General features: G+C 72.6%; 28 protein-coding genes. 15 read left to right on the top strand and 13 right to left on the bottom strand.

Annotated features, from left to right (window positions below; genetic code table 11):
- Window positions 1–13: 13 nt before the first annotated feature.
- The gene (locus tag JOD66_RS13225; protein WP_204837321.1) at window positions 14–391 is read left to right on the top strand and encodes a DoxX family protein; all 378 of its coding nucleotides are present in this window, start codon (window positions 14–16) and stop codon (window positions 389–391) included.
- A gap of 10 nt (window positions 392–401) precedes the next feature.
- On the opposite strand, the gene JOD66_RS13220 is transcribed toward JOD66_RS13225, so the two are convergent.
- The 4 genes from JOD66_RS13220 to JOD66_RS13205 all read right to left on the bottom strand — a co-directional run bounded on the left by JOD66_RS13220 (window position 402) and on the right by JOD66_RS13205 (window position 3,536).
- Window positions 402–884 (bottom strand): CAP domain-containing protein, encoded by a 483-nt coding sequence (locus tag JOD66_RS13220; protein ID WP_204837320.1) that lies wholly within the window; start codon window positions 882–884, stop codon window positions 402–404.
- 166 nt (window positions 885–1,050) lie between these two features.
- On the bottom strand, window positions 1,051–2,346 hold the full coding sequence (locus JOD66_RS13215; RefSeq protein WP_307823495.1) for an MFS transporter: 1,296 nt from the start codon (window positions 2,344–2,346) through the stop codon (window positions 1,051–1,053).
- A 2-nt stretch (window positions 2,347–2,348) separates the two neighbouring features.
- Window positions 2,349–3,038: a TMEM165/GDT1 family protein gene (locus JOD66_RS13210; protein ID WP_307823494.1), complete on the bottom strand. Its 690-nt coding sequence runs from the start codon at window positions 3,036–3,038 to the stop codon at window positions 2,349–2,351.
- A 129-nt stretch (window positions 3,039–3,167) separates the two neighbouring features.
- A complete protein-coding gene (locus JOD66_RS13205) occupies window positions 3,168–3,536 on the bottom strand; it encodes an ArsR/SmtB family transcription factor (RefSeq protein WP_204837319.1) in 369 nt (122 codons plus the stop codon).
- Window positions 3,537–3,629: 93 nt separating this feature from the next.
- Here JOD66_RS13205 and JOD66_RS13200 point away from each other — a divergent pair, with 93 nt between their 5' ends.
- Both JOD66_RS13200 and JOD66_RS13195 read left to right on the top strand, forming a co-directional pair.
- Entirely contained in the window at window positions 3,630–4,964 is a 1,335-nt protein-coding gene (locus JOD66_RS13200; protein WP_204837318.1) for an NAD(P)-binding domain-containing protein, read from the top strand.
- Complete coding sequence (locus tag JOD66_RS13195; protein ID WP_204837317.1) at window positions 4,924–6,201, top strand: MFS transporter; 1,278 nt, start codon at window positions 4,924–4,926, stop codon at window positions 6,199–6,201. Before JOD66_RS13200 ends, JOD66_RS13195 begins: the two co-directional genes overlap by 41 nt.
- Here JOD66_RS13195 and JOD66_RS13190 read toward each other — a convergent pair.
- Window positions 6,124–6,816, bottom strand: a complete 693-nt coding sequence (locus JOD66_RS13190) for an arsenate reductase/protein-tyrosine-phosphatase family protein (RefSeq protein ID WP_204837316.1) — start codon at window positions 6,814–6,816, stop codon at window positions 6,124–6,126. The genes JOD66_RS13195 and JOD66_RS13190 overlap by 78 nt on opposite strands.
- A gap of 46 nt (window positions 6,817–6,862) precedes the next feature.
- Between JOD66_RS13190 and JOD66_RS13185 the strand changes: the two genes are divergently transcribed.
- Both JOD66_RS13185 and JOD66_RS13180 read left to right on the top strand, forming a co-directional pair.
- Complete coding sequence (locus JOD66_RS13185; protein WP_307823493.1) at window positions 6,863–7,579, top strand: aquaporin; 717 nt, start codon at window positions 6,863–6,865, stop codon at window positions 7,577–7,579.
- Window positions 7,576–7,980 (top strand): arsenate reductase ArsC, encoded by a 405-nt coding sequence (locus JOD66_RS13180; RefSeq protein ID WP_204837314.1) that lies wholly within the window; start codon window positions 7,576–7,578, stop codon window positions 7,978–7,980. The genes JOD66_RS13185 and JOD66_RS13180 overlap by 4 nt, the downstream gene beginning before the upstream one ends.
- Before the next feature lie 395 nt (window positions 7,981–8,375).
- On the opposite strand, the gene JOD66_RS13175 is transcribed toward JOD66_RS13180, so the two are convergent.
- Window positions 8,376–9,386, bottom strand: a complete 1,011-nt coding sequence (locus tag JOD66_RS13175; protein WP_204837313.1) for an enoyl-CoA hydratase/isomerase family protein — start codon at window positions 9,384–9,386, stop codon at window positions 8,376–8,378.
- 68 nt (window positions 9,387–9,454) lie between these two features.
- On the opposite strand from JOD66_RS13175, the gene JOD66_RS13170 reads away from it, so the two are divergent.
- On the top strand, window positions 9,455–9,673 hold the full coding sequence (locus JOD66_RS13170) for an amphi-Trp domain-containing protein (protein WP_204837312.1): 219 nt from the start codon (window positions 9,455–9,457) through the stop codon (window positions 9,671–9,673).
- Between the two features lie 49 nt (window positions 9,674–9,722).
- Complete coding sequence (locus tag JOD66_RS13165; RefSeq protein ID WP_204837311.1) at window positions 9,723–10,343, top strand: hypothetical protein; 621 nt, start codon at window positions 9,723–9,725, stop codon at window positions 10,341–10,343.
- Between the two features lie 2 nt (window positions 10,344–10,345).
- Here JOD66_RS13165 and JOD66_RS13160 read toward each other — a convergent pair whose 3' ends face one another.
- From JOD66_RS13160 to JOD66_RS13145, 4 genes are all read right to left on the bottom strand, one after another.
- Window positions 10,346–10,792 carry a carboxymuconolactone decarboxylase family protein gene (locus JOD66_RS13160; RefSeq protein WP_204837310.1) on the bottom strand — a complete coding sequence of 149 codons (447 nt, stop codon included), beginning with the start codon at window positions 10,790–10,792 and terminating at the stop codon, window positions 10,346–10,348.
- Window positions 10,793–10,845: 53 nt separating this feature from the next.
- On the bottom strand, window positions 10,846–11,331 hold the full coding sequence (locus JOD66_RS13155; RefSeq protein ID WP_204837309.1) for an RrF2 family transcriptional regulator: 486 nt from the start codon (window positions 11,329–11,331) through the stop codon (window positions 10,846–10,848).
- Between the two features lie 133 nt (window positions 11,332–11,464).
- Window positions 11,465–11,800, bottom strand: coding sequence for a YnfA family protein (locus JOD66_RS13150; protein WP_204837308.1), 336 nt, complete (start codon window positions 11,798–11,800; stop codon window positions 11,465–11,467).
- Between the two features lie 26 nt (window positions 11,801–11,826).
- Window positions 11,827–12,114, bottom strand: coding sequence for a hypothetical protein (locus JOD66_RS13145; protein WP_204837307.1), 288 nt, complete (start codon window positions 12,112–12,114; stop codon window positions 11,827–11,829).
- A 121-nt stretch (window positions 12,115–12,235) separates the two neighbouring features.
- On the opposite strand from JOD66_RS13145, the gene JOD66_RS13140 reads away from it, so the two are divergent.
- The 4 genes from JOD66_RS13140 to JOD66_RS13125 are packed head-to-tail and all read left to right on the top strand — an operon-like array spanning window position 12,236 to window position 15,119.
- On the top strand, window positions 12,236–13,018 hold the full coding sequence (locus tag JOD66_RS13140) for an ABC transporter ATP-binding protein (protein WP_204837306.1): 783 nt from the start codon (window positions 12,236–12,238) through the stop codon (window positions 13,016–13,018).
- 10 nt (window positions 13,019–13,028) lie between these two features.
- Window positions 13,029–13,790 carry an ABC transporter permease gene (locus JOD66_RS13135; RefSeq protein ID WP_204837305.1) on the top strand — a complete coding sequence of 254 codons (762 nt, stop codon included), beginning with the start codon at window positions 13,029–13,031 and terminating at the stop codon, window positions 13,788–13,790.
- 29 nt (window positions 13,791–13,819) lie between these two features.
- Entirely contained in the window at window positions 13,820–14,587 is a 768-nt protein-coding gene (locus tag JOD66_RS13130; RefSeq protein WP_204837304.1) for a MerR family transcriptional regulator, read from the top strand.
- A 13-nt stretch (window positions 14,588–14,600) separates the two neighbouring features.
- Window positions 14,601–15,119, top strand: coding sequence for a hypothetical protein (locus tag JOD66_RS13125; protein ID WP_204837303.1), 519 nt, complete (start codon window positions 14,601–14,603; stop codon window positions 15,117–15,119).
- Here the strand turns inward: JOD66_RS13125 and JOD66_RS13120 are convergent.
- Window positions 15,088–15,618, bottom strand: a complete 531-nt coding sequence (locus JOD66_RS13120) for a VOC family protein (RefSeq protein ID WP_204837302.1) — start codon at window positions 15,616–15,618, stop codon at window positions 15,088–15,090. The two genes, JOD66_RS13125 and JOD66_RS13120, sit on opposite strands and share 32 nt — an antisense overlap.
- Window positions 15,619–15,635: 17 nt before the next feature.
- Here JOD66_RS13120 and JOD66_RS13115 point away from each other — a divergent pair, with 17 nt between their 5' ends.
- A complete protein-coding gene (locus JOD66_RS13115) occupies window positions 15,636–16,004 on the top strand; it encodes an MmcQ/YjbR family DNA-binding protein (protein ID WP_204837301.1) in 369 nt (122 codons plus the stop codon).
- Here the strand turns inward: JOD66_RS13115 and JOD66_RS13110 are convergent.
- Window positions 15,970–16,755 (bottom strand): TetR/AcrR family transcriptional regulator, encoded by a 786-nt coding sequence (locus JOD66_RS13110; protein WP_204837300.1) that lies wholly within the window; start codon window positions 16,753–16,755, stop codon window positions 15,970–15,972. The two genes, JOD66_RS13115 and JOD66_RS13110, sit on opposite strands and share 35 nt — an antisense overlap.
- A 68-nt stretch (window positions 16,756–16,823) precedes the next feature.
- Between JOD66_RS13110 and JOD66_RS13105 the strand changes: the two genes are divergently transcribed.
- Window positions 16,824–17,207: a VOC family protein gene (locus JOD66_RS13105; protein WP_204837299.1), complete on the top strand. Its 384-nt coding sequence runs from the start codon at window positions 16,824–16,826 to the stop codon at window positions 17,205–17,207.
- A gap of 853 nt (window positions 17,208–18,060) precedes the next feature.
- Here the strand turns inward: JOD66_RS13105 and dnaB are convergent.
- Complete coding sequence (dnaB, locus tag JOD66_RS13100) at window positions 18,061–20,586, bottom strand: replicative DNA helicase (RefSeq protein ID WP_205126369.1); 2,526 nt, start codon at window positions 20,584–20,586, stop codon at window positions 18,061–18,063.
- Window positions 20,587–21,183: 597 nt separating this feature from the next.
- Here dnaB and JOD66_RS13095 point away from each other — a divergent pair.
- Both JOD66_RS13095 and JOD66_RS13090 read left to right on the top strand, forming a co-directional pair.
- Window positions 21,184–22,524: an MATE family efflux transporter gene (locus tag JOD66_RS13095; RefSeq protein WP_204837298.1), complete on the top strand. Its 1,341-nt coding sequence runs from the start codon at window positions 21,184–21,186 to the stop codon at window positions 22,522–22,524.
- Window positions 22,521–23,042 (top strand): hypothetical protein, encoded by a 522-nt coding sequence (locus tag JOD66_RS13090; protein ID WP_204837297.1) that lies wholly within the window; start codon window positions 22,521–22,523, stop codon window positions 23,040–23,042. The genes JOD66_RS13095 and JOD66_RS13090 overlap by 4 nt, the downstream gene beginning before the upstream one ends.
- The last annotated feature ends 25 nt before the right edge of the window (window positions 23,043–23,067 follow it).

Here is a 23,067-nt window from a genome sequence, read left to right as displayed (position 1 = left end):
CTAGGCTCCCCCCATGAACCTCGTCGTGTGGATCGTGACCGGCCTGCTGGCCGCGCTGTTCCTGATGGCCGGCTCGATGAAGCTGGCCAAGTCCAAGGAGCAGATCGTGACCGATCCCCGGATGGGCTGGGCCGAGCCGATGCCGCCCGGGGTGATCAAGCTGATCGGGGCCGCGGAGGTGCTGGGCGCGCTCGGGCTGGTGCTGCCCGGCGCGCTGGAGATCGCGACCGGCCTGGTGCCGGCGGCCGCGATCGGGCTCGCCGTGATCATGGCGGCGGCCGTGGTCACCCACCTGCGCCGCGGCGAGTCGCAGAGCGCCGCCCTGACCGTGGTGCTGCTGGCCGGATGCCTGTTCGTGGCGGTCGAGCGGCTCGGGCCGCGGTCCTTCTGAGCCGCTCGCGCTACGGCGCGCGGAAGATCACGCTCACGAAGACGACACCGTCGTCGTCGCGCCAGGCGCCCACCGCCGCCTGACGGTACGCCGGCTGGACGATCACGGCGTGGTGGGACGGCGAGTCCATCCAGGCCCGGACGACGGCCGCCGGGTCGCGGAAGCCCGCGCCCCGGGCGATGATCTCGCCGACCCGGGACCCTCCGCAGCGCCCGAAGACCTTGCCGAGCCCCGCGTAGTGCACCATCTCGTCGCGGACCGCCATCCGCCGGGACCGCGCCTCGGCGAGGCCGTCGACGCACGCCGACGGCTGCAGCCCGGACCGGCCGCGGTTGACCCGGCGCCGCTCGATGGCCTTCAGCACCGCGGCCTCGTAGGCATCGCTCATCGCCCGGACCGACCTGTCCTGCCCAGCGGCGGCGGCCGCACCGGGGGCGGCGAGGACCGTCGCGGCGACGGTCAGCGCCAGCGTGACACGGTCGAATGCGGGCATGGGGGGACACCTCCGAGTCGGTGTGATCCCTCAACGCTGGTGGTTGGCGGGCATCACCGTCAACCACCCGCCCACACGCGGCGGCTCCCTCAGTACGGGCCGTACCACGCGGGGTCGAAGTCGCACGCGCCTCCCGCGCCGGCGGGAACGAGCACGGCCCGGAGGGCTACCTGCCACCTCCCGACGCGGCCGAAACCCGCGCCCGGGACCGGGTCGTGTTCCACAGCAGCACCGCCGCCGCCACCTGCAGGACGCCGATCACCGCGGCCAGCAGCGGCACGTGGCCGTCGACGAGCGCGCCGGCGACCGCGCCACCGACCAGGGCGCCGATGCCCTGCACCGCGGCGAACACGCCGTACGCCGTGGCCCGGCGGCCCGCGGGGACCAGGTCGGCGACGTACGCCTTCACGGTCGAGTCCTGCACGCCGGTCGCCGCGCCCCAGACGACGACACCGGCGAGCACCCACCCGAGCTGGTCGGTGAACACGCAGAGCGGGACGACCGCGACGAGCACGGGTACGACGAGCAGCACCCGCCCGCCCCAGCGGTCGAACATCCCGCCCGTCGCCAGCGCGGCCACCGCCTCGACGGCCATCGCAAGGGCGTAGACGAGCGGCACCGCGGCCGCGGCGACCAGGCCCGCCTCCACGAAGCGGTAGGACATCACGCCGAAGGTCATCAGCCCCGCCGTCGTCAGCGCGGCCGAGAGCGAGAAGAGGTGGAAGCTGCGCGGCAGGTCCGCGCCGACCGCCGCGGCGCGCACCTCCGCCCACGCACTGCGGGGCGGCCGGGCGGTCGGCGGCATCTCGGCGTCGGGCTCGGCGTCGGGCTCGGCGTCGGGCTCGGCCTGGGTCGCGATCGGCGCTCGGCGGCGGAGCTGGGCGAGCAGCAGCATCGCCAGCGCGCCCGGGATCGCCAGCACCGCGAAGCCCGGCCAGAGCAGGCCGGTCAGCGCCGCGATCCCGGCCAGCAGCAGCGGGCCGGTGAACGCGCCGACCTGGTCGAGCGCCTTGTGGACCGCGAAGCCCTTCCCGCGTCCGGTGGTCGTCGCCATCCGCGCGAGCAGCGCGGACTTCGCCGGGCTGCGGACCGCCTTGCCGGTGCGCTCCAGCACGATCAGCGTGGCCGCGACCGCCAGTCCGGCGCTGCCGAGGAAGGGTGTGACCGCGAGCAGCGGCACGCAGACCGCGGTCATGCCGTACCCGACGACGGTCAGCCGCCAGTGGCGGTTGCTCCGGTCCGCCCACGGCCCGGTGACCAGCCGCAACATCAGCGCGACCGCCTCGCCCGCGCCGGTCACCAGACCGACGGTCAGGGCGGAGGCACCCAGGCTGCCGAGGAACGGACCGGCCATGGCCCGCATCCCCTCGTAGACCATGTCGGCCGCGAGGCTGACCAGGCCGAAGGCGAAGACGGTGCGCCATGGCGTCCAGACCGGGCGTTCGCGCGGGGTGGAGCTCACCCTCAGATCCAACCAGCCCCACTCGCGATGAGCGCGAGCCCGAACAGCGCGAACAGCGCCGCGGCGCCGTACTTGATGACCTTCTCGGGCAGCTGCCGACCGAGCACCGCACCCACGCCGATGGCGAGCGCATCGGCGGCGACCATGCCGACCGTCGAGCCGAGCCAGGTGCCGAACCAGCCCTCCTGGGTGGCCAGGGTGATCGTCGCCAGCATGGTCTTGTCGCCGAGCTCGGCGAGGAAGAAGAAGAGCGCGACGACCAGGACCGCCCGGCCCGTGGCGCTGGTGGCCTTGCGCTCGTCGTCCTCGGTCAGCTCGTCGCCGCGCAGCGTCCACAGCGCGAACCCGAGGAACGCGATGCCCGCGCAGACCTCGATCGTGCCCTGGTAGTCGGCGAAGGCGTCGCCGATGGCGTAGCCGATGCCGACCGACGCCAGATGGACGACCGCCGTCGCGGCGGTCAGCCCGATCAGCACGTCGCGGGCGCGGTAGCGGGTGGCGAAGGTCATCGCCATGAGCTGGCTCTTGTCGCCGAGCTCGGCCACGAAGATGACCGCGGTGCTCAACAAGAAGGCGTACATCAGGTTCCTCTCCGGCGCCCGGCCGAGGAGCCCGCCGCGAGGACGCGCCTTCGACCAGGCGCGTCCATGACAAAACGGGTCGCACTGCTGGTCGAAAGTCTCGTCCGCCACCATCGGTGGCCTGCTGCGCCGGGCCCGCGAGCGGTCCAGTATGTCGACGCAGCCGTTGAGGACTACTCCCCTTCGTAGCGCCAGTCTAGGTGGTGCGCGGCGGACCGGACAAAACGGCCTGGGGTCGGCTCAGTCGCCGGTCGGGTCCAGGACCCGCGCGAGCGCATGGAGCGCCTCCGGGGCGACGCGATAGTAGGCCCACCTGCCACGCTGCTCGCGGGTCGCGAGCCCGGCGTCGACGAGCAGCCTCATGTGATGGGACACCGTCGGCTGGCTGAGTCCGACGGGTTCGGTCAGATCGCAGATGCATGCCTCGCTCTCGGGCGCTGCCGCGATCAACGACAGCAGCTTGACCCGGGTGGGGTCGCCGAGCGCCTTGAAGGTCCGCGCCAGGGTCTCGGCGACGGCGTCACTGACCACGCCGCCGGTGACCGGCGAGCAGCAGGTCGTGAGGTCGGCAGGCTCGAGGACGGGAAGTGACGACGGCACCCACCCCATGCTGCCCTATCCATTGACATCTGTCGATGGATTGCCCAGGGTTGTCACATCGAAGAACGTCGATGCATGATGATCCCGAGTCGAGGAGTGACGATGAACGAGCTGCCCGTGGTGGTGATCGGCGCCGGCCCCCAGGGCCTCGCCGCGGCCGCCCACCTCCTGGAGCGCGGTCTGCGGCCGCTGGTGCTGGAGGCCGGCGCCGGACCGGGCGCGGCGGTCGCGGAGTGGGGACATGTGCGCCTGTTCTCGGCCTGGCCCGAGCTCGTCGACGCCGCCGCCGCGCGCCTGCTCGGGCCGACGGGCTGGCGCGCGCCGGTCACCGGCTACCCCACGGGCTCGGACTGGATCGACGGCTATCTCGCCCCGCTCGCCGCGGTGCTCGGCGACCGGGTCCGGTACGACGCGCGCGTCACCGGGGTGTCCCGTCGCGGCCGCGACCGCCTCGTCGACGCCGACCGGGACCGGCAGCCGTTCACCGTGCACCTCACGGACGCCGCGGGTCACGAGTCCCGCGTCGAGGCACGCGCCGTCATCGACGCGTCCGGAACCTGGCGCCGGCCCAATCCCGCCGGTGCGGACGGGCTGCCTGCCTTGGGGGAGCGCACGGCGGGTGCCCGACTGACCTCCCGGGTTCCGGACCGTGCGCACCCCGAGAGGTACGCCGGTAGGCACACCGTCGTCATCGGGTCCGGCGACTCGGCGTTCAACGCGATCCACGAGCTGGTCGAGCTGGCGTCGGCGCACCCCGGCACGCGGATCACGTGGGCGATCCGGCGCGTCGTCAGCGCCGGGACGTTCGGCGGCGGCGCGGCGGACCAGCTGCCCGAACGCGGCGCCCTCGGCGTGCGAGCCCGGCGCGCCGTCGAGTCCGGAGAGGTCGAGCTGGTCACCGGGTTCCGGACGGCGGAGCTGCGGTCCGACGCCGGCGGCGTGGTCGTGGTCGACGAGGACGGACGGGCGCTCCCGGCGGCCGACACGGTCGTCGTGCTGACCGGCTTCCGTCCCGACCTGACGTTCCTGTCCGAGCTCCGACTGGATCTCGACCCCACCCTCGAGGCGCCACGGCGGATGGCCGCGGAGATCGATCCGAACGTCCACTCGTGTGGTTCGGTCCGGGCGACCGGCGCCGCGGATCTCGCCCAACCGGAGCCGGACTTCTACCTGGTCGGGATGAAGTCGTACGGCCGGGCGCCCACCTTCCTCGCCCTGACCGGCTACGAGCAGGTCCGCAGCGTCGTCGCCGCGATCGCCGGCGACGACGAGGCCGCTGCGCGGATCGACCTGGTCCTGCCCGACACCGGGGTGTGCGGAGGTGCCGGGATCTTCGACGATCCGGCGAGCAGCGGCGGCGGCTGCTGTCCTCCGTCGCCGGGGACGAGTGCCGGCAGTGACCTGCTCGAGATCGGCCGAGCACCTGCCGACGCCTGAGCCGCCGCGCGGCGTCCTGCTCGCGCTGTGCGGGACGGTCACGATCGCCTACGGCGTGCTGTACTACGCCTTCACGGTTCTCGCGAGCACCATCGTCGACGACACGGGGTGGTCGGCCACCGCCGTCACGACCGCGTTCTCCGCCGGAAGCCTGGTCGGAGCCCTCGCCGGCGTGGGAGCCGGGCAGGTGATGCAACGTCGGGGTCCGCGCCTGGTGATGACCGCGGGCAGCGTGCTGGCCGCGATCGCCGTCGCGGTGATCGCGGTGGCGCCCTCCCTGCCGGTGTTCACCATCGGCTGGCTGCTCGCGGGCACGGCCAGCGCCGGCACCTTCTACCCGCCGGCGTTCGCCGCCCTCACCCAGTGGTACGGCGAGCGCCGGGTCCAGGCGATCACGACACTCACCTTGGTCGCCGGCTTCTCGTCCACCATCTTCGCGCCGCTGACCGCCGAGCTCGGTGACCGACTCGGTTGGCGGGCCACCTACCTGGTCCTCGGCGCCCTGATGCTGGTGGCGACCGCACCCGCGCACGCCCTCGCCCTGCGACCACCCTGGCGGCCCGCGGTCCTCTCCGGCCACCACTCCACCCGCTCCGACCGCAGCATCCTGACCAGCCGCACCTTCGTACTCGTCACGACCTCAGGGGCGGTGACGTCGCTTGTCATGTACGCCTCCCTGGTCCATCTCGTCCCGCTGCTGCGGGATCGCGGATCCAGCGTGCAGCTGGCGGCGTGGGCACTCGGCCTCAGCGGCGCCGGCCAGGTCCTCGGCCGGCTGCTGTACCCAGCGCTGCAACGGCGGACCACCCCCAACGGCCGGGCGACGGCCTCGATCGTCGTACTGGCCTTGACCGTGCTCGCGCTCGGACTCCTCAGGGGACCGGTGCCGCTCCTGATCGGGGTCGCCGTCCTCGCCGGAGCCGCGCGAGGCGTGTTCACACTCGTCGGCGCGACGGTCGTGAGCGACCACTGGGGGCCCGCGCGGTACGCCGCGCTCAACGGCGTCTACAACGCCCCGCTCGGCATCGCCGCGGCCCTCGCCCCTGCCATCGGGGCCGCGCTGACGGCGGCGACGGGTGGCCCGACGGGCCTCTTCGTCACTCTCGGGCTGCTCGGCCTCGCGGCGGCCGTGCTCGCCGCGTTCGCCGGTGGGCCGGACTCAGCCGGCCTGCCGGACGAGCGGGACCAGCCGATCGACCCGCCGGGCGAGGTCGTCGTACGCACGGTCGAACGCTGAGCGCGTGCGGGCCGGGACCGGGTCGGCCACCGACCAGTGGACCCGCGACACCGGTCCCAGCTGCTCGTGGGCACGATCGCACACGGTGACGACGAGGTCTCGCCCCTCGCCGCGCAAGCCCACGTCGTCGAGATGGCGCGGCTCGACATCGGCCAACGCCAGGTCGTGCCGCCCGGCGGCGGCGAGGGCTCCCGGCGCGATCCGCGGACCTGGCTCGGTGCCGGCGGAGGTGGCCGGCACGCTGCTCGCACGCTCCCAGAGAGCGGCGGCGAGCTGGGATCGGGCCGAGTTGGCCGTGCAGACGAAGACGACCCGCTCCGGCGTCGCGAGCACAGCGGTCTCGGCGGTCTCGGCGGGCGCCAGAGCGGCATGGATCAGCCGCCAGTAGCCGCGGCGTCGGTCGCCTTCGGACCGATGCCGCTGGATCACGCCCGCCGACTCGAGGATGCGGAGATGGTGGGCGAGCAGGTTCGACGCCGCCCCGACCCGGTCGGAGAGCTCCGACGACGACGCATCGCCCACGGCGAGCAGGTCGACCACCCGGAGGCGGATCGGATCCGCCAGCGCCGCGTGCAGCGCCGCCCGGGCAGCCAGCAGATTTTGCTCAACGTTCATTGCCTCAAGTTTGACTGAGCCATTCTGCTCGGGTCAAGATCCCTGCGTGAGCGTCGCCGTACCGCTGTCCCGCCGCCTCCTCGCCGAGCTCGTCGGTACGGCGCTGCTGGTCACCGTCGTCGTCGGCTCCGGCATCGCCGCCGCGACCCTCTCCCCCGACGACCTCGGCCTGCAGCTCCTGGAGAACTCGACGGCCACGGCGCTCGGCCTGAGCGTGCTGATCGTGTGGTTCGGGCCGGTCTCCGGCGCCCACCTCAACCCGGTCGTCTCCGCCGCGGACTGGTTCCTGGGCCGTCGTACCGGCGCCGGCCTGCCGCTGCGCGACGTCGGCGCCTACGTGCTGGCACAGGTCGCCGGCGGCATCGGTGGCGCGCTCCTCGCCAACCTGATGTTCGAGGTGCCCCAGGGCCTCTCGGCCAACGATCGCCTCGGCGGCGGCCACGTCACGGCCGAGGTGGTAGCGACCGCCGGGCTCGTCGCGCTCGTCTTCGCCCTGGTGCGGACCGGCCGGAGCGCGCTCGCCGCACCGGCCGTCGGCGCCTACATCGGCGCGGCGTACTGGTTCACCAGCTCGACCTCCTTCGCCAACCCCGCCGTGACGATCGGTCGGACGTTCACCGACACCTTCGCCGGCATCGCCCCCGGCTCGGTGCCGGTCTTCGTCGGCGCGCAGCTCGTCGGCATGGTCCTCGGCGTCGCGCTCACCCTGACCCTCCACCCCCACCACCCCGACCACCCCGACGCCGAGGAGGCGACGCCATGACCCGACCCACCGTGCTGTTCGTCTGCGTCCACAATGCCGGCCGCTCCCAGATGGCCGCGGCCTTCCTCCAGCACCTCGCCGGCGACCGGATCGAGGTGCTCTCCGCCGGATCCCAGCCGGCCGACCAGGTGAACCCGGTCGCGGTCGCGGCGATGGCCGAGGTGGGCGTCGACATCGGCGCGCGGCAGCCGAAGGTGCTCACCGACGCCGCGGTGCGGCAGGCCGATGTCGTGGTGACCATGGGCTGTGGCGACGAGTGCCCGTTCTTCCCCGGGAAGCGCTACGAGGACTGGGTGCTCGACGACCCCGCCGGCCAGGACCTCGCCGCCGTCCGCCCGATCCGCGACGAGATCCGGCGCCGGGTCACGGCGCTGGTGGCCGACCTCGATCGGGGCCGGTGACACCGGTTGCTGCTGGGCGCGCGTGGTGCGGGGCCGGGGCGCCCGGACTGCTCAGAACCGCTGTAACACGCTGTTCGCCGACCTGACGGACCTGATTCGTATCTGGCGGACCCGCACGGACACCCGTTCGCGACGTCCCGGGTCGGGTAGAGCGGCGGACTGCGTGTTACAGCGCCGGGAGACCCGGTGGCCGGAGCCCGGACCGCTCCGACCCGCTGTAACACGCTGTCCGCCGACCTGACGGACCTGATTCGTATCTGGCGGACCCGCACGGACACCCGTTCGCGACGCCCCGGGTCGGGTAGAGCGGCGAACTGCGTGTTACAGCACCGGGAGACCCAGCGGCCCGGAGCCCCCACCCCCGGCCGGAGCCCGCAGCCCCAGCCCGGCCCGACCTACCCCGCTTCGCCGACCGGCGTCGACCAGTGCGGCGCGTGGTCCTTGTCGACCAGCACCGAGCGCACACCCTCCACGAAGTCGGCGCTGCGGATCACCTCGGCGGCGGTGGCCAGCTCGGCGCGCAGGCACTCCTCCAGCGAGCGGCCGCGGCCTTCGACGAGGAGCCGGTCGGTCACCGCGAGGCTGTACGGCGAGGCAGACTCGAGCGCCGCGAGGGTCTCGGCCGCCCAGGTGGCCGCCGGGCCCGGCGTGGCGACCAGCCGGCGGAGCCGGGGGCCGATGCCGGCGAGGTCGGGGGCGCTGAACACCCACTCCAGCTCGGGCCGTACGGCGGCGAGCGAGCCGGCCGAGCCGGGTGCGTCCGGCGCGAGCTCGCGGAGCAACTGCTCGAGCGGACCGTCGTAGCCGGCGATCAGCTCGGGCAGCCGGGCCAGGTCGGCGGCGGAGCAGGCATGGGTGGCGACGCCGAGGGCCAGGGCGTCGGCGGCGCCGATCCGGGCGCCGGTGAGGCCGAGATAGCGGCCGGTGTGGCCGGGCAGGCGGGGCAGGAAGTGGGAGCCGCCGACGTCGGGGAAGAAGCCGATCTTGGTCTCGGGCATCGCGAAGGAGGCCTCCGGGGAGACCACCACGAAGGTGCCGTGCACCGACAGGCCCATCCCGCCGCCCATGCAGATGCCGCCGACGAGGGCCACGACGGGCACCGGGTAGCTGCCGAGGAGCGCGTTGACGGCGTACTCCGTGTCGAAGAAGCGCAGGCTCTCCTCGTGGCGCCCGGCCAGCGAGTTCTCCCGCACCCGGCGGATGTCGCCGCCGGCGCAGAACGCCCGCTCGGACGCACTCTCCACGACGATGGCGCGCAGCCCGGCGTCGCGCCACTCCTCGAGCGCCGCATGGATCCGCTCGACCATGCCGAGCGTGATGGCGTTGAGCGCCCGCGGTCGGTCCAGCACGATCCGGCCGACCGGTCCGAGCCGCTCGACGCGGACGTCGTCGGTAGGTCCCTGCACGGCCTCAGTCTCCCAGTGCGGGGGCGCTGGCTACCGTCGGGGGCACATCCCCCAGCCAAGGAGATCCCGTGGACGACCTGTTCGAGATCGACCAGACCCAGCGCCTTCGTCGCGAGGAGGCGGCCGCCCGGCTGCGCGCCCTCGCCGACTCCCTGGAGCGCCACAACAGCGTGACGTTCGAGCGGGAGGGCCGGCGGATCACGATCGACGTCCCGGACGAGGTGGAGCTCTCGGTGGAGGTCGAGATCGGCGAGAAGAACGAGCTGGAGATCGAGCTCAGCTGGTAGCTGACGACCGCCGCTCCCCGGCGGTGGTCCGCGTGAGACCCTGGGGCCCGTGAACGGGGAGCAGCTGGCGCACTGGCTCGAGGGTCTCGGCCTCGCCGACCAGCTGGCCGCGGCGGGGCTGCCGTCCTTCGAGCGCGACCTCGGCGGCGTGGTGCGCTGGCGCGATCCGGGCACCGGCGCGGCACTCACCGACGACCAGCTCGCCGAGCTCGACCGGGTGCTCCACCAGGACGGCGAGGACCCGGCGTACGCCGTGCCCCTGGCGCTGGTGCAGCTGCGCCGCCAGGCCGAGGTCCGCGCCGGCCTGCTCGCCTCGCCGACCCACGACTACGCGGGCCTCGCGCGGCTACGCGGGGTGTCGGAGAACGCCGCCCGGTTCGCGGTGCACAAGGCGGCCGAGCGGCATGCCCTGCTCGTCGTGCCCCACGACGCCGGGGTGCTGGTGCCGGCCTTCCAGCTCGACGCCCGGGGCGAGCTGCGCCCCGAGCTGGGCGCCGTCCTGGAGCCGTTGCTCGCCGCCCGGATGGACCCGTGGCGGGTGTGGGCCTGGCTCACCCAGCCGGCCGGCCTGCTCGGCGGCCGGATCCCCCACGAGGCCGCGCGCGACGGCGACGAGGTCGCCATCGTGCGGCACGCGGCGGTCCGGCTCGCCGAGCGCGCGGGGCGCTGAGGTCAGGCCGGGACGAGCTCCCCCTCCGGCTGGAGGTGGGTGGTGATGCCGGTCATGTTCCAGGTGTTGATCGTGCCGACGGCGACGATCAGGTCGGCGCGGCGCTCGTCGCCGAGCAGCCGGCCGGCCTCCTCCCACAGCGCGTCGTCGATCGCGTCGATGCCGCCGGTGAGCCGCTCGGTGAAGGCGAGCGCCACCCGCTCGGTCGCGTCGAAGAACGGGCTCTCCTGCCAGGCGGCGACGCCGTGCAGCTTGCGGCTCGGCGTACCGCGCCGCTCGAGGTCGGTGGCGTGCATGTCTACGCAGTACGCGCAGCCGTTGAGCTGGGAGGCGCGCAGCTTGACCAGGTCGTAGAGGACCGGGCCGAGGGACTTCTTCATCCGGCTGTCGAGGGCGATCAGCGCCTGGAAGGTCTCCGGGGAGGCGTCGTTGGTGCGGGTGCGGGTCATCATGGTTCCTTTCGTGGACATTTGGTATCCAGTTATGGGTCGAGGAGAAGGACTCAGGCGCGCGCGAAGTGACGCCGCGCGTCGGCGGCGATGCTGCGCGGGGTGGCCGCGACCAGATCGAGGACGGAGGTGGCGGCGAGCTCGCGGCGCCAGGCCAGCTCGGCGGCGCGCATGGCGTGCGCGATGCCGCAGGGCTGGGTGAAGTCGCGCGCCGGACGGTCCTGGTTCATCCCGCGCTGCCGGATCTCGGTGCAGGCGAAGGCGTCGTCGGGTCCCTCGATCGCGGCGACGACGTCCATCAGGGTGATCTCGGCGGCCGGACGCGCGAGCCGGACGCCGCCGTTCTTGCCCGGGACCGACTCGGTGATGCCGGCCCGGGTGAGCGCCTGCACCTGCTTGACGAGGTACGGAGCCGGCAGCTCGTAGGCCTCCGCCAGCCGCGCCACCGGCACCGGAGCGGGGTCGGCCCGGTCGTCGTGGAGCCAGTGCAGCAGCACGCAGACGTGAGCGGCCCACTCGACGCCCTCGTTCATCCGCATGCCGGCCTCCTTAACTGGACATACTATATCCAGGTCTCTCGTCGTACCCGGCATCCGGGTCGTCCCCGGGGCCTCTTCACGACCCAGATGCCGGGTACGACGCCACCACCCGGCCTACGACGCCACCCCCCGATCAGCTCGACCGGGGCGCGTACATGATGATCGCCACCCCGAGCAGGCACACCAGGGCACCGGCGACGTCGTAGCGATCGGGCCGGAAGCCGTCGAGGGCCATCCCCCACAGCAGGGAGCCGGCCACGAAGACCCCGCCGTACGCCGCGAGGATCCGGCCGAAGTGCGCGTCCGGCTGCAGCGTCGCGACGAAGCCGTAGAGCCCGAGCGCGATCACCCCGGCGCCGATCCAGAGCCAGCCGCGGTGCTCGCGGACCCCCTGCCAGACCAGCCAGGCGCCACCGATCTCGGCGATCGCGGCGAGCACGAACAGCGGGATCGAGCGGATCAGGTCCATGCGCCCGATCCTCGCAGGCGCAAGCGTCAGAAGTAGCCGCCCGGCCGCTCGGCCGTGTCGCCCGGCCGCACCGCACGGGCGCCGGGGCGGGCGCCTTCCTGCCAGGCGGTGATGGTGCTGCGCGCCTCGAGGTCGACGTCGGGGTTGGCGCGGATGAAGTCGCGGACCACCCGCTCGGGGTCGACCCGCTCGCGGTTGACGATCAGCCGGCCGTAGGCGACCAGCTCGCGCACGGTGAAGGTCCGGAAGCCGTCGCGGTCCTGTGCGTGGCCGGCCGATCCGTAGGGGGCGCCGTAGCTCTGAGCCCGAGTCATGGCTGCACGGTACCTCTGGTCGCGGCGAGGCCGGCACTCGGAGCGGCCTGCGACGGGTCACCAGGAATTTCGGGAGATCGGGCTTGACCTTGACGCTACGTCAACCCCGCACGCTTCTCTCATGACCACCGAACACAGCCCTGCGGAGCACCCCGGCCCCGCGATCCGGGTCGCCGGCGTGACCAAGTCCTTCGGCGAGCTGAAGGTCCTCGACGGCGTCGACCTCGAGGTCGCCCCCGGCAGCATCCAGGCCCTGCTCGGCTCCAACGGCGCGGGCAAGACCACGCTGATCCGGATCCTCGCCACCCTGCTGAAGCCCGACGCCGGTACGGCGAGCGTGCACGGCTTCGACGTGGCGGCGCAGCCCGACCGGGTGCGCGAGTCGTTCAGCCTGACCGGGCAGTTCGCGGCCGTCGACGAGATCCTCACCGGTCGCGAGAACCTGGTGCTGGTCGGGCGACTGCGCCACCTCCCGGACCCCGGACGGGTCGCCGACGAGCTGCTCGCCCGGTTCTCGCTGACCGACGCGGGCGGCCGGCGCGCCGGTACCTACTCCGGCGGCATGCGCCGCCGGCTCGACATCGCGATGAGCCTGATCGGCGAGCCGCCGGTCATCTTCCTCGACGAGCCGACGACCGGCCTGGACCCGCAGGCGCGGATCGAGGTGTGGCAGGCGGTGCGCGAGCTGGCCGCGGGCGGCACCACGGTGCTGCTCACCACGCAGTACCTCGACGAGGCCGAGGAGCTGGCCGACCGGATCGCGATCCTGCACCAGGGCCGGATCATCGTCGAGGGCACCCTCGCCGAGCTGAAGGCGCTGCTGCCGCCGGCCCGTGTCGAGTACGTCGAGAAGCAGCCGACGCTCGAGGAGATCTTCCTCGCGCTGGTCGGCGCCGAGAGCTGAGGAGACCACCATGAGCACGCTCGTCCTGCGCGACACCCGCACCCTGCTCGGCCGCTCGCTGCGCCACATCCTGCGCAGCCCGGACACCATCATCACCACGGCGATCACGCCGATCGCGATGCTGCTGCTGTTCGTCTACGTCTTCGGCGCGGCGATCGACAGCGGCGACGGGAAGTACGTGAACTACCTGCTGCCCGGGATCCTGCTGATCACCGTGGCCTCGGGGATCGCGTACACGTCGTACCGGCTGTTCCTGGACCTGCAGGGCGGCATCTTCGAGCGCTTCCTGTCGATGCCGATCGCCCGCTCGGCGGCGCTGTGGGGCCACGTGCTGACCTCGCTCGTCGCCAACGCGATCTCGGTCGTGCTGGTCGTGCTGGTCGCCCTGCTGATGGGCTTCCGGTCCGGCGCCGGGCTCGTCGCCTGGCTCGGCGTGGCCGGCCTGCTGGTCCTGTTCACCCTCGCCCTGACCTGGCTCGCGGTGATCGCCGGGCTGGCGGCCAGGTCGCCCGACGGCGCGGGCGGGTTCGCCTACCCGATCATCTTCCTGCCGTTCATCAGTTCCGCGTTCGTGCCGACCGACGGGATGCCGGGGCCGGTGCGCTGGTTCGCCGAGCACCAGCCGGTCACCTCGATCGTGAACACCCTGCGCGCCCTGCTCGGCGAGCAGCCGGTCGGCGCAGACGGGTGGCTCGCGCTGGCCTGGTGCGCCGGGCTGCTGGTGCTCGCCTACGCCCTCGCGATGCGCGCCTACCGCCGCCGGTTCGCCTGACCGCGCCCGGGACACGGCAGGCTGGACTCGTGCTGACGATCGGACAGCTGGCGTCGTACGCCGGCGTGACCATCCGGACCGTGCGCCACTACCACCAGGTCGGGCTGCTGCCGGAGCCGGAGCGGGACCGCTCCGGCTACCGGTCGTACGACGCCGCCGCGGTCGTGCGGCTGATCCGGATCCGCACCCTGGCCGACGCCGGCGTCCCCCTCGCCCGGGTCCAGGACCTGCTCGACGCCGACCCGGAGACCTTCGCCGGCGCGGTCGCCGAGATCGACCAACGGCTGCGCGCCGAGATCCGCGAGCTCCAGCAGCACCGTCGCCGGATCGCCCAGCTCGGCTCGGGCGACACCCTCGCGGTCCCGCCGGAGGTGTCGGCGTACCTCGAGCTGGTGCGGGCGATCGGCGTCCCCGACGAGATGCTGGAGGCCGAGCGGGACGCCTGGATCCTCATCGCGGCGCGCTACCCGGACCAGATCGGGGCGTTCATGGCCGACAAGCGGACCCAGCTGGAGGATCCGCGCACCGTGCGCTTCTACCAGCTCATCGGCGAGCTGCTGCGCAGCACCGACGACGAGGCCGAGCAGCTGGTCCACGAGATGGCCGACCTGCTGGTCGAGCTGTTCGAGGAGGCCGCCGCCAGCGGTCAGCTCGAGCAGCAGGACCTGGCGATGGACGACTCGGCCTTCGTCCAGCTGCTCGACTCGATGGCCGACACCCATCCCCAGGTGATCCGGCTGCGCGAGCTGCTCGCCGAGCGCGGCTGGGCCGGCTGGACGAACATCGAACGGGCCTGAGTAGCCTCTGCGCATGGAGATCGAGCGACTGGTCGAGGCGCTCGCGCCGCTGCTGCGCGAGCCCGTGGCCGAGGGCGACTTCGCCTACGGCATGGCCGACCTGCCGGCCGCCGGCACCGACGTCATGGTCAACGTCGACCCCGAGCTCGAGGACCGCGCGGACGTCGAGGTCGCCGCCCTGGTCGACCGGGTCGCGGCCTTCCTCGCGCTCACCCCCGAGCAGTGGGCGGCGATCGTGGACCGGGTCGTCGCCGAGATCGAGGAAGCGGTCGCCGACCAGCCGATCGCCGAGACCACCGCGCTGCGCGACGACCTCGCGCTGACCTCGTCGGTCGTCTTCGTCGACGCGGTGCTGCTGTCCTTCGTCGCTCCGCTGCAGCTGCCCGACGCGCTCGTGCGGGTCCAGCTCGACTCCGACCACCGGTTCGAGGACCTCGAGGTCGAGATCGACGGCGTCGAGCCGGTGACCTTCGACAGCCTCGACGACCTGCTCGACCACCTCAGCGAGGATCCCGGCCCGACCGCTCCTTGATCTGGGCGAACATCTCCCGCAGCGCCGGCGAGACCTCCGCCAGCTCGACGTACGACGCGCCGGCCGCCGCCGTGTCGAGATAGGCGAAGCGCATCAGGCCGCCGGCCATCGCGCCCGCCTGCACCACCGCGAAGCCCTCCGCCTCGGCGCGCGCCAGCGCCTCGTCCATCGAGGCCACCTCGCAGCACACGTGGTGCAGCCCGGGTCCGCGCTCGGCCAGGAACTCGGCGTACATCGAGGCGCCGGCCACCGGTCGGATCAGCTCGAGCTGCAGGTCGCCGGCGTAGCTGAGCGAGATGTCGGCGGTGAAGTCCGCCGGCTCGCCGCGCAGCGTGCACGCGTCGGGACCGAAGTGGATGCCCGGCAGCCGGGTCCACCCGACCGCACCCAGGGTCGCACCCAGCGCCCGCTCGGTCGCGTCGAGGTCGTCGGTGACCCAGGCCAGCTGGGTGACCGGGCCGAAGCCGGTGCGGGGAGTCGTCGTCGGGCCGGACGTCATCGGGCCAGACTAGGGGCGTGGCGAGCCTCGACGACGTACGCCCGCTGGCCGACGAGCTGGAGCGGTCCTATCCCGTCTACGTCCGCAACCGGCTCAAGTTCCGCGTCGGCCAGCTCGTGTACGCCGCCTTCTCGCTCGACGAGACCGTGATGGGCTTCGCGTTCCCGAAGGAGGAGCGCGACGCACTGGTCGCCGGGGCGCCGGACCGGTTCCAGCTGCCCGCCGCGTCGGACCTGCGCTTTCACTGGGTGCACGCCACGCTGGCGGCCCTGGAGCCCGTGGAGGCGCGCGAGCTGGTCGTCGACGCGTGGCGGATGGTCGTACCGAAGAAGCTGTCCCGCGCGTACGACCTCAGCCACCCCGAGGGGCCGGGCCCGGGTCGATGAGCGCGGCCAGGCCGTCGAGGGTGCGGGCCAGGCCGAAGCGCCAGGCCCGGTCGGCGTCCCACGCGCTCCCCTGGGCGGCCCCCGCGGCGGCGCCGACCCGGACCGCGCGCGGGTAGGCCGCGGGATCGAAGGCGCGCTCGAGGATCGGCTGGTTCGCGGCCCACCAGTCGGCGTCGCTCAGCGCGGAGTCGGTGCTCGCCCGGGCGGCGTCGTGGGCGGCGCGGCAGTGGGCCTGGACGAAGCCGAGCAGGTAGCTCAGGGCCGCATCGGTGTCGACCTCGCTGAGCCCGGTTCCGTCGTACGCCGCCAGCTCGTGCTCGTACTTCGCCATCACTCCGGGCCCCAGCGGCGGCCGGCTCAGCGCCGCGACCTCGGTCAGCCAGGGATGCGCGCGCAGCAGGTCGCGGTTGGCCTCCGCGACCCGGGTGAGTCGGCTGCGCCACGAGCGGCTGCGCCACGGAGGCCGCGTCATGGCGAGATAGACCGCGTCGACCATCAGGTCGAGCAGCTCGGGCTTGCCGGGCACGTAGGTGTAGACCGACATCGCGGAGATCCCCACCCGCTCGGCGAGCGCGCGGGTCGTGACCGCGGCCAGGCCGTGCTCGTCGGCGAGCGCCAGCGCGGCCGCGACCACCTGCTCGACGGTCACGGACCGCCCCGGCCCCTTGCGCCGCGGGCCCGCCGACGGATCCCCCCACAGCAGCGCGAGGGTCCGGCTCGGCTCTCCCCCACCGGTGCTGGTCGCGCTCACGGGAACAGTCTGGCACACTCGTACGTTGTACGTTGTACACTGTACAGAGAATGCTCTCGAGGAGGACCATGAACATCACCGCCACCGCCATCTCCCTCAACGTCGCCGACGTCGACGCCTCGGCCACCTGGGCCCGGCGCCACCTCGGCTTCACCGAGGCGATGGCCGCCGACGGCTTCTGCTCGCTCGAGCACGAGCAGGCCGGGTTCAACCTGATCTACCTGCGCACCGGCCTGGCCAGCTTCAAGCCGGCCACCGCCGCCGGCGCCGCCGACGGGCTGCTCGTCGTGTTCACCGTCGACGACATCGACGCGCGGTACGAGCGCCTGCGGGCCGAGGCCGTCGAGATCGTGACGCCGATCGAGACCGAGCCGTGGGGCGAGCGGTACTTCCAGATGGCCGATCCGAACGGGGTGATCTACCAGCTGGTGCAGTGGGTGGAGGCGCCGTGAGAGATGGTCCTCGCCCCAGCCAGGAGCCCACCCGAGAGAAGGCTCCGGTCAGTGCCCGGTGCCCAGGATCGACCCGAGGGTGCGCAGGAGCGCCGCGGTCGGGTCCTCCGGCTGCTCGAGTCGACGTCGCCCTCGACGCCCGTCGCGGCCGCGACGTCGGCGGCGGCCGCGCGCCAGGCGTCTCCCTGGATGCCGGCCACGAGGGTGAATCGGCCCACCCTCACCGGTCGCGGCACCGGTGACCTCTATTCACTGACCATCGCCTCATCGGCTCTCCCATCCAGTTCGTCACCGGAGGCGAAGAGCCGAGCGACCTGCTGGCTCGCATGTACGCGGCCGCCCACGCCGTCATCGACACCAACCCGAAGGCCACCCGTGTGCTGCCGACCGAGGCAGCCAGCCTCGCGTTACGCGAGCCGACCGAGTTCCCGCCCGCTCCGCCGTGGCGGCTCCTCGCGGTCGAGTACGACACCGGCAGCGGGCCCGTGGACTTGGCGTGGGTGCACGCGGCGACCGGTGGCAGGTGCCGTCGACCTGAGTGGCGGAGGCCCGCCGGTAGGCGGCTGCCGGATCGGTCCGGTTCAGTGGCTCGTTCCTCGGAGCGCGACTGGTCCCCCTGCTCGCCGCCGACACGACCCGTCTGGTGCTCCGACGCAGGATCCCTTCCGGAACGATCACCGTTCACGAGGCACTGACAGACTGTGGATGAACGACACTTCGATGTCACTACTGACACCCCATGTCGTTTGGCCAGAGGGCCACCGACACCAGATGTCGCGTTACTGACGACGAAGTGTCGCCGTCCTACTGACATGTGTCGTCGCGACCACTGAGATCAAGGTGTCGCGTCTCATCAGTGCGCCATGTCGACGAACCGGCTGTAGTGACCCTGGAAGGCCACGACGATGTCGCGCGTCGCGCCGTTGCGGTGCTTGGCGACGATGAGGTCGGCCTCGCCGGGGCGGGTCGACTCCTTCTCGTAGACGTCGTCGCGGTGGAGCAGGACGACCATGTCGGCATCTTGCTCTATGCTCCCGGATTCGCGAAGGTCGCTGACCGCCGGACGCTTGTCGGCGCGCTGCTCGGGACCACGGTTGAGCTGGGAGAGCGCGATGACGGGGATCTCGAGCTCCTTGGCGAGGAGCTTGATCTGGCGGGAGAACTCGGAGACCTCGAGCTGGCGGGACTCGACCTTCTTGCCGGAGCTCATCAGCTGGAGGTAGTCGATGACCATCAGCTTGAGGTCGTGCTTCTGCTTGAGCCGGCGGGCCTTCGCGCGGATCTCGGTCATCGTCATGTTGGGCGAGTCGTCGATGAACATCGGCGCGGCCGAGACCTTGGCGACGTGGCGGGCGAGGCGGTCCCACTCCTCGGTGCCCATCTTGCCGTTGCGGATGTGGTTGAGCGGGATCCGGGCCTCGGCGGAGAGCAGGCGCATGACGATCTCGCCGCGCGTCATCTCCAGGCTGAAGAAGGCGGCGGTGAGGTTGTTGTGGATGGCGGCCGCGCGGCAGAAGTCGAGCGCGAGGGTGGAGTTGTGGGTCGGGATCATCGAGCGGCCCGCGAGGTACAGATGATCGTCGTTGTCCACCTGCACGCACCGCACGGGAACCGACTCGATCGGTGTCACCGAGGTGATGTAGCGACGACCGATGCGGGTCGTGCTCTGGGGTCGGGTCTCCTTGTGCAGGAGCGCCTTGCGATGCAGCCGGAAGACGTCGTCGACGGTCGAGAAGTTCAGGTTGTAGGCCGTGGAGCTCCGTTCTGTCCGGCCGCGCACCTTCTTGCGGGAGACTCCACAGCGGTATCCGAGGCTGACGATCAGCTCGTAGACGTCGTCGGCCAGCCGACGGCTGGTGGTGGTGAACTGCACCGCACCGCACTGCCGGGACACCGTGCCGTCCGTGTCGAGGAGGCCGGCCAGCAGTTCGCGTCGATCGGCTTCGGACGCGCGGAGGTACGACAGCGGAATGTGCTTGTTGCCCAGCACGCCCACACTGCGCAGCAACGCGGTGAAGGATCCATGGTCGAGGTAGCAGTCGCGGCACTGCTGCGACTCTCCTGAGGACGGACCGCCGCAATCCGCGCAATCGAACCGCTCGGGGTGAGCGCCCTTGTTCTTGGGCCCGCAGGTCCGGCCGCAGGTGTGGACATTCGGATGCCGGGCCTCGAAGGACGACCCGCAGACCTCGCACTCGCGCACGATGGGCTCGCGGGCCGGCAGCTGCAACGAGTACAGCATGCGGCCGCGGCTCTCACACCTGATGCCGAGCCCCTCGATGTACATGGGGATCTCGTCGGTCTCGGAGGTCAGGCGCGCCCCATCGCTGTGACCGTCACCCAGCCAGGCACCCAGGACGTAGGCCGGGATGGGCAGCGGCGAGGAAGGCGTCTGGAGCGGTGCGGCGTTGAGGACGGCGTGGTTCGCCCGTCCCTCCGCGCCGAGTCGCACGGTGCGGGCGATCTGTTCGGTCGTGACCACGGAGGCGACGACGTTCTGGTTGACCGCCCGGTTGTAGTGGTTGTCGGCGGCCCACTTCGACTTCCGGGCTGCGCGGGTCTCGGTGAGCCACTGGTGCTCGGCATCGGCCACGATGGTCGAACCGTCGGAGAACTCGACGCGGAAGCACGGTCGGTCCATCAGGACGTCGGTCGCGGCGACGACCCTGGTCGGGCGACCGTGGGCGTCGTAGAGCTCGTCTCCGACCTCGACCTCCCCCATCGTGGTCCACCCGGTGGGCGTCGGGAGCGGCGTGTCGAGTGAGAGCGCCTTGCCCATGGCGGGCCGCGCCGCGACGACGATCATCTGGCCGGCGTGGAAGCCGTTGGTGAGCTCGTCGAAGTCGGCGAAGCCGGTGGGCACGCCGTAGATGCCGGCCTCCCGGTTCTCCATCGCCTCGATCTCGTCGAGGACGCCGTCCATGATGTCGGACAGCGGCGCGTAGTCCTCGGACTTGTTGCGGTCGGTGACCTTGTAGATCTCGGACTGGGCCTCGTTGACGATGCCCTCGACCTCGCCCTCGCCGGCGTAGCTGATCTGGACGATCTTGGTGCCGGCGTTGACGAGGCGGCGCAGGATCGCCTTCTCGTAGACGATCTCGGCGTAGAAGCCGGCGTTGGCGGCGATCGGGACGTTGGCCGCCAGGGTGTGGAGGTACGGCGCGCCGCCGATCTTCTGCAGCTGGCCGCGGCGCTGGAGCTCGCCGGCGACGGTCACCATGTCGGCGGGCTCGCCGCGGCTGTAGAGGTCGAGGATCGCCTCGTGGATCTCCTCGTGGGCCGGGCGGTAGTAGTCGGCCCCGCGGATCACCTCGACGACGTCGGCGATGGCGTCCTTGGAGATCAACATCGCGCCGAGCACGGACTGCTCGGCGGCCATGTCCTGAGGGGGGGTGCGGCCACCGGTCGGAGCCTCGCCGGGCTGGTACGGCGCCGGGCCGTCGCCGTAGTCGGGCGGCTCGGCGGTCCAGGTCGGCGAGTCGTCCGTGAGGCTCACGGTCGTGGCCCCCTTCCTGGTGTCACTGCCTGGTCTGGTCAGCTCGGGTCGTCCGGTGTCCAGCCTGCCGGAGGGGTCCGACACAATCGTCGGCGGTGGGCCGAGCGGGCCACCGATGCGGCAACCTACGGGGCCGGCCGGGGATGCCGAAAGGGGCCTATCCACAAGGGTTGGGGATAACTGGGGACAGGGCGTGGACGACACGCGGACATGGTGTGCACGGGGTGGGGAGGAATCTGTGGAGAACGTGGTGCCGGAGTCCACTGAACACGCTCTGACCTGCGGAAACACCGTCCACGACCTGTGGACGAGAAAATTCTCGGGTGTGATCCTGTTCACCTCGTGGCCATCGGTCGGTCGAACCGGGCTCACCCGCGCAGCCGACGCTCCCGCCCACCTCCAGGCCGACTTTCCACAGCGACACCGCACTTATCCACCGGTCCCCACGGCGGTGCGCGCGGCCTGGCTCGGACCCGCCCGATGAGCCGCGCCCGCGCGCTCGACCGGGAGATCGCCCGGCTCGCGTTCCCCGCCTTCCTCGCCCTGGTCGCCGAGCCGCTCTTCCTCCTCGGCGACGCCGCGGTCGTGGGCCACCTCGGTACGCCGGAGCTGGCGGGCCTCGGCATCGCCGGCACGGTCGTGACCACGGTCGTCGGGCTGTGCATCTTCCTCGCCTACGGCACCACCGCGGGCGTCGCCCGGCAGATCGGGGCCGGGCACCGCGACGCCGCGCTGGCCCAGGGTCTCGACGGCCTCTGGCTGGCCGTCCTCCTCGGCCTCCCCGCGACCCTGCTCACCGCGCTCGCCGCCGACCCCCTCGTCGCGGTGTTCGGGGCGTCCCCGGACGTGGTCGAGCCCGCCACGACCTACCTGCGGGTGGCCGCCCTCGGCCTGGTCCCGCTGCTGCTGATCCTCGCCGGGACCGGCGTGCTCCGCGGCCTCCAGGACACCCGGACCCCGCTCGTGGTGGCGGTCGCCGGCAACCTGGCCAACCTCGCGCTCAACGTCGTCCTCGTGTACGGCGCCGGCCCGGTCCCCCGCCTCGGCATCGCCGGCTCGGCGCTGGGCTCGGTGCTCGCCCAGACCGCGATGGCCGTGGCGCTCGTGGGCGTCGTGGTCCGCTCGGCACGTCGTGAGGGCGCCAGCCTCCGCCCGCACCTGCCCGGCGTCCGGGCGGCGGCCCGGGCCGGCGTACCACTCATCGTCCGGACGTTGACCCTGCGCGCCTCGCTCCTGGTCACGACGTACGCCGTCGTGCTCACCGCGACCGGGACCGGCAGCACCGCGGTGCCCGTCGCCACCCACCAGCTCGCGATGACCCTGTGGGGCTTCCTGGCGTACGTGCTCGACGCCATCGCGATCGCCGCGCAGGCGATCACCGGGCGCTTCCTCGGCGCCGGGGACCTCGCCGCCACCCGCGCGGTCACCAGCCGGATGCTGGGCTGGGGGATCGTCAGCGGGGTCGTGACCGGCCTGCTGCTCGCGGCGGCCAGCCCCTGGCTCGGCGCCCTGTTCACGCCGGACGAGGGGGTCCGGGACGCCCTGGTGCCGGTGCTGCTCGTCGCCGCCGTCGCGCAGCCGGTCGCGGGCGTGGTGTTCGTCCTCGACGGGGTGCTGATCGGTGCCGGCGACGGCCGCTACCTGGCCCGGGCCGGGCTGGTCGTGCTCGCGGGCTACGCTCCGCTCGTGCTGCTGACGAGTGCGCTGGGCGCCGGGCTCCCCTGGCTGTGGCTGGTGTTCGGCGCCGTCTTCATGGGCGGCCGGCTGCTCACCCTGGTCCACCGCTCCCGCGGCGACGCCTGGCTGGTGGCGGGCGCGTGAAGCCGCTCTACTGGGTCGCGATCGGCCTCGCCGTCGTCGTCTTCACCGCCGCACCCGACGACAGGGTCGACGTCTCCGAGGTGCTCGGCTGCCTGCTGGTGCTGGTCGGCTACGTGCGGCTGGTGCGGGCGGTGCCCGACCTGCCGCTGCGGCTGACGCTCGGCTATCTCGCGGCGCTCGCGCTCGTCCTCGCGATCGCGCTCAGCCCGCCGGACGCCCGGGCCTGGCTCGACGACGCCGACCCGGCCGTGGTGTGGGCGTCCTCGCTCCCGGCCCTCGGCTTCCAGGCGGCGCTGTGCCACGCGCTCGGCACCCGCGCCCGCGAGGCGGGCGCCCGCAGCGGCTGGTGGTGGTTCGTCGCCGAGACGGCGATCGTGGTGGCCCTGGTCGCGAACGTGCTCTACAACGCCGCCGACTGGACCTGGCTGTACGGCGTCGGCACGGTCGGCCTCGCCGGCGTCCTGCTGGTCATCGTCCTGTGCGCTCTCCTGGGGGAGCCTGAGCAGGCGCGTATCTGACGAACGGGCCGTGGATCAGGCGATT

It is taken from the genome of Nocardioides nitrophenolicus (genome assembly GCF_016907515.1).
GTDB lineage: Bacteria > Actinomycetota > Actinomycetes > Propionibacteriales > Nocardioidaceae > Nocardioides > Nocardioides nitrophenolicus.
Note: the sequence above shows the minus strand (reverse complement) of the source record. Positions and strands in the feature narration are given on the sequence as shown.

Excerpts from the sequence above, each read along its gene's own strand:
- JOD66_RS13125 (WP_204837303.1), top strand. The coding sequence starts at position 14,601 with ATGGAGATCGAGCGACTGGTCGAGGCGCTCGCGCCGCTGCTGCGCGAG.
- JOD66_RS13220 (WP_204837320.1), bottom strand. The coding sequence starts at position 884 with ATGCCCGCATTCGACCGTGTCACGCTGGCGCTGACCGTCGCCGCGACG.
- JOD66_RS13205 (WP_204837319.1), bottom strand. The coding sequence starts at position 3,536 with ATGGGGTGGGTGCCGTCGTCACTTCCCGTCCTCGAGCCTGCCGACCTC.
- JOD66_RS13155 (WP_204837309.1), bottom strand. The coding sequence starts at position 11,331 with ATGCGGATGAACGAGGGCGTCGAGTGGGCCGCTCACGTCTGCGTGCTG.
- JOD66_RS13095 (WP_204837298.1), top strand. The coding sequence starts at position 21,184 with ATGAGCCGCGCCCGCGCGCTCGACCGGGAGATCGCCCGGCTCGCGTTC.
- JOD66_RS13120 (WP_204837302.1), bottom strand. The coding sequence starts at position 15,618 with ATGACGTCCGGCCCGACGACGACTCCCCGCACCGGCTTCGGCCCGGTC.
- dnaB (WP_205126369.1), bottom strand. The coding sequence starts at position 20,586 with ATGGCCGCCGAGCAGTCCGTGCTCGGCGCGATGTTGATCTCCAAGGAC.
- JOD66_RS13135 (WP_204837305.1), top strand. The coding sequence starts at position 13,029 with ATGAGCACGCTCGTCCTGCGCGACACCCGCACCCTGCTCGGCCGCTCG.
- JOD66_RS13150 (WP_204837308.1), bottom strand. The coding sequence starts at position 11,800 with ATGGACCTGATCCGCTCGATCCCGCTGTTCGTGCTCGCCGCGATCGCC.
- JOD66_RS13145 (WP_204837307.1), bottom strand. The coding sequence starts at position 12,114 with ATGACTCGGGCTCAGAGCTACGGCGCCCCCTACGGATCGGCCGGCCAC.
- JOD66_RS13200 (WP_204837318.1), top strand. The coding sequence starts at position 3,630 with ATGAACGAGCTGCCCGTGGTGGTGATCGGCGCCGGCCCCCAGGGCCTC.
- JOD66_RS13190 (WP_204837316.1), bottom strand. The coding sequence starts at position 6,816 with ATGAACGTTGAGCAAAATCTGCTGGCTGCCCGGGCGGCGCTGCACGCG.
- JOD66_RS13225 (WP_204837321.1), top strand. The coding sequence starts at position 14 with ATGAACCTCGTCGTGTGGATCGTGACCGGCCTGCTGGCCGCGCTGTTC.
- JOD66_RS13140 (WP_204837306.1), top strand. The coding sequence starts at position 12,236 with ATGACCACCGAACACAGCCCTGCGGAGCACCCCGGCCCCGCGATCCGG.
- JOD66_RS13180 (WP_204837314.1), top strand. The coding sequence starts at position 7,576 with ATGACCCGACCCACCGTGCTGTTCGTCTGCGTCCACAATGCCGGCCGC.
- JOD66_RS13160 (WP_204837310.1), bottom strand. The coding sequence starts at position 10,792 with ATGACCCGCACCCGCACCAACGACGCCTCCCCGGAGACCTTCCAGGCG.
- JOD66_RS13105 (WP_204837299.1), top strand. The coding sequence starts at position 16,824 with ATGAACATCACCGCCACCGCCATCTCCCTCAACGTCGCCGACGTCGAC.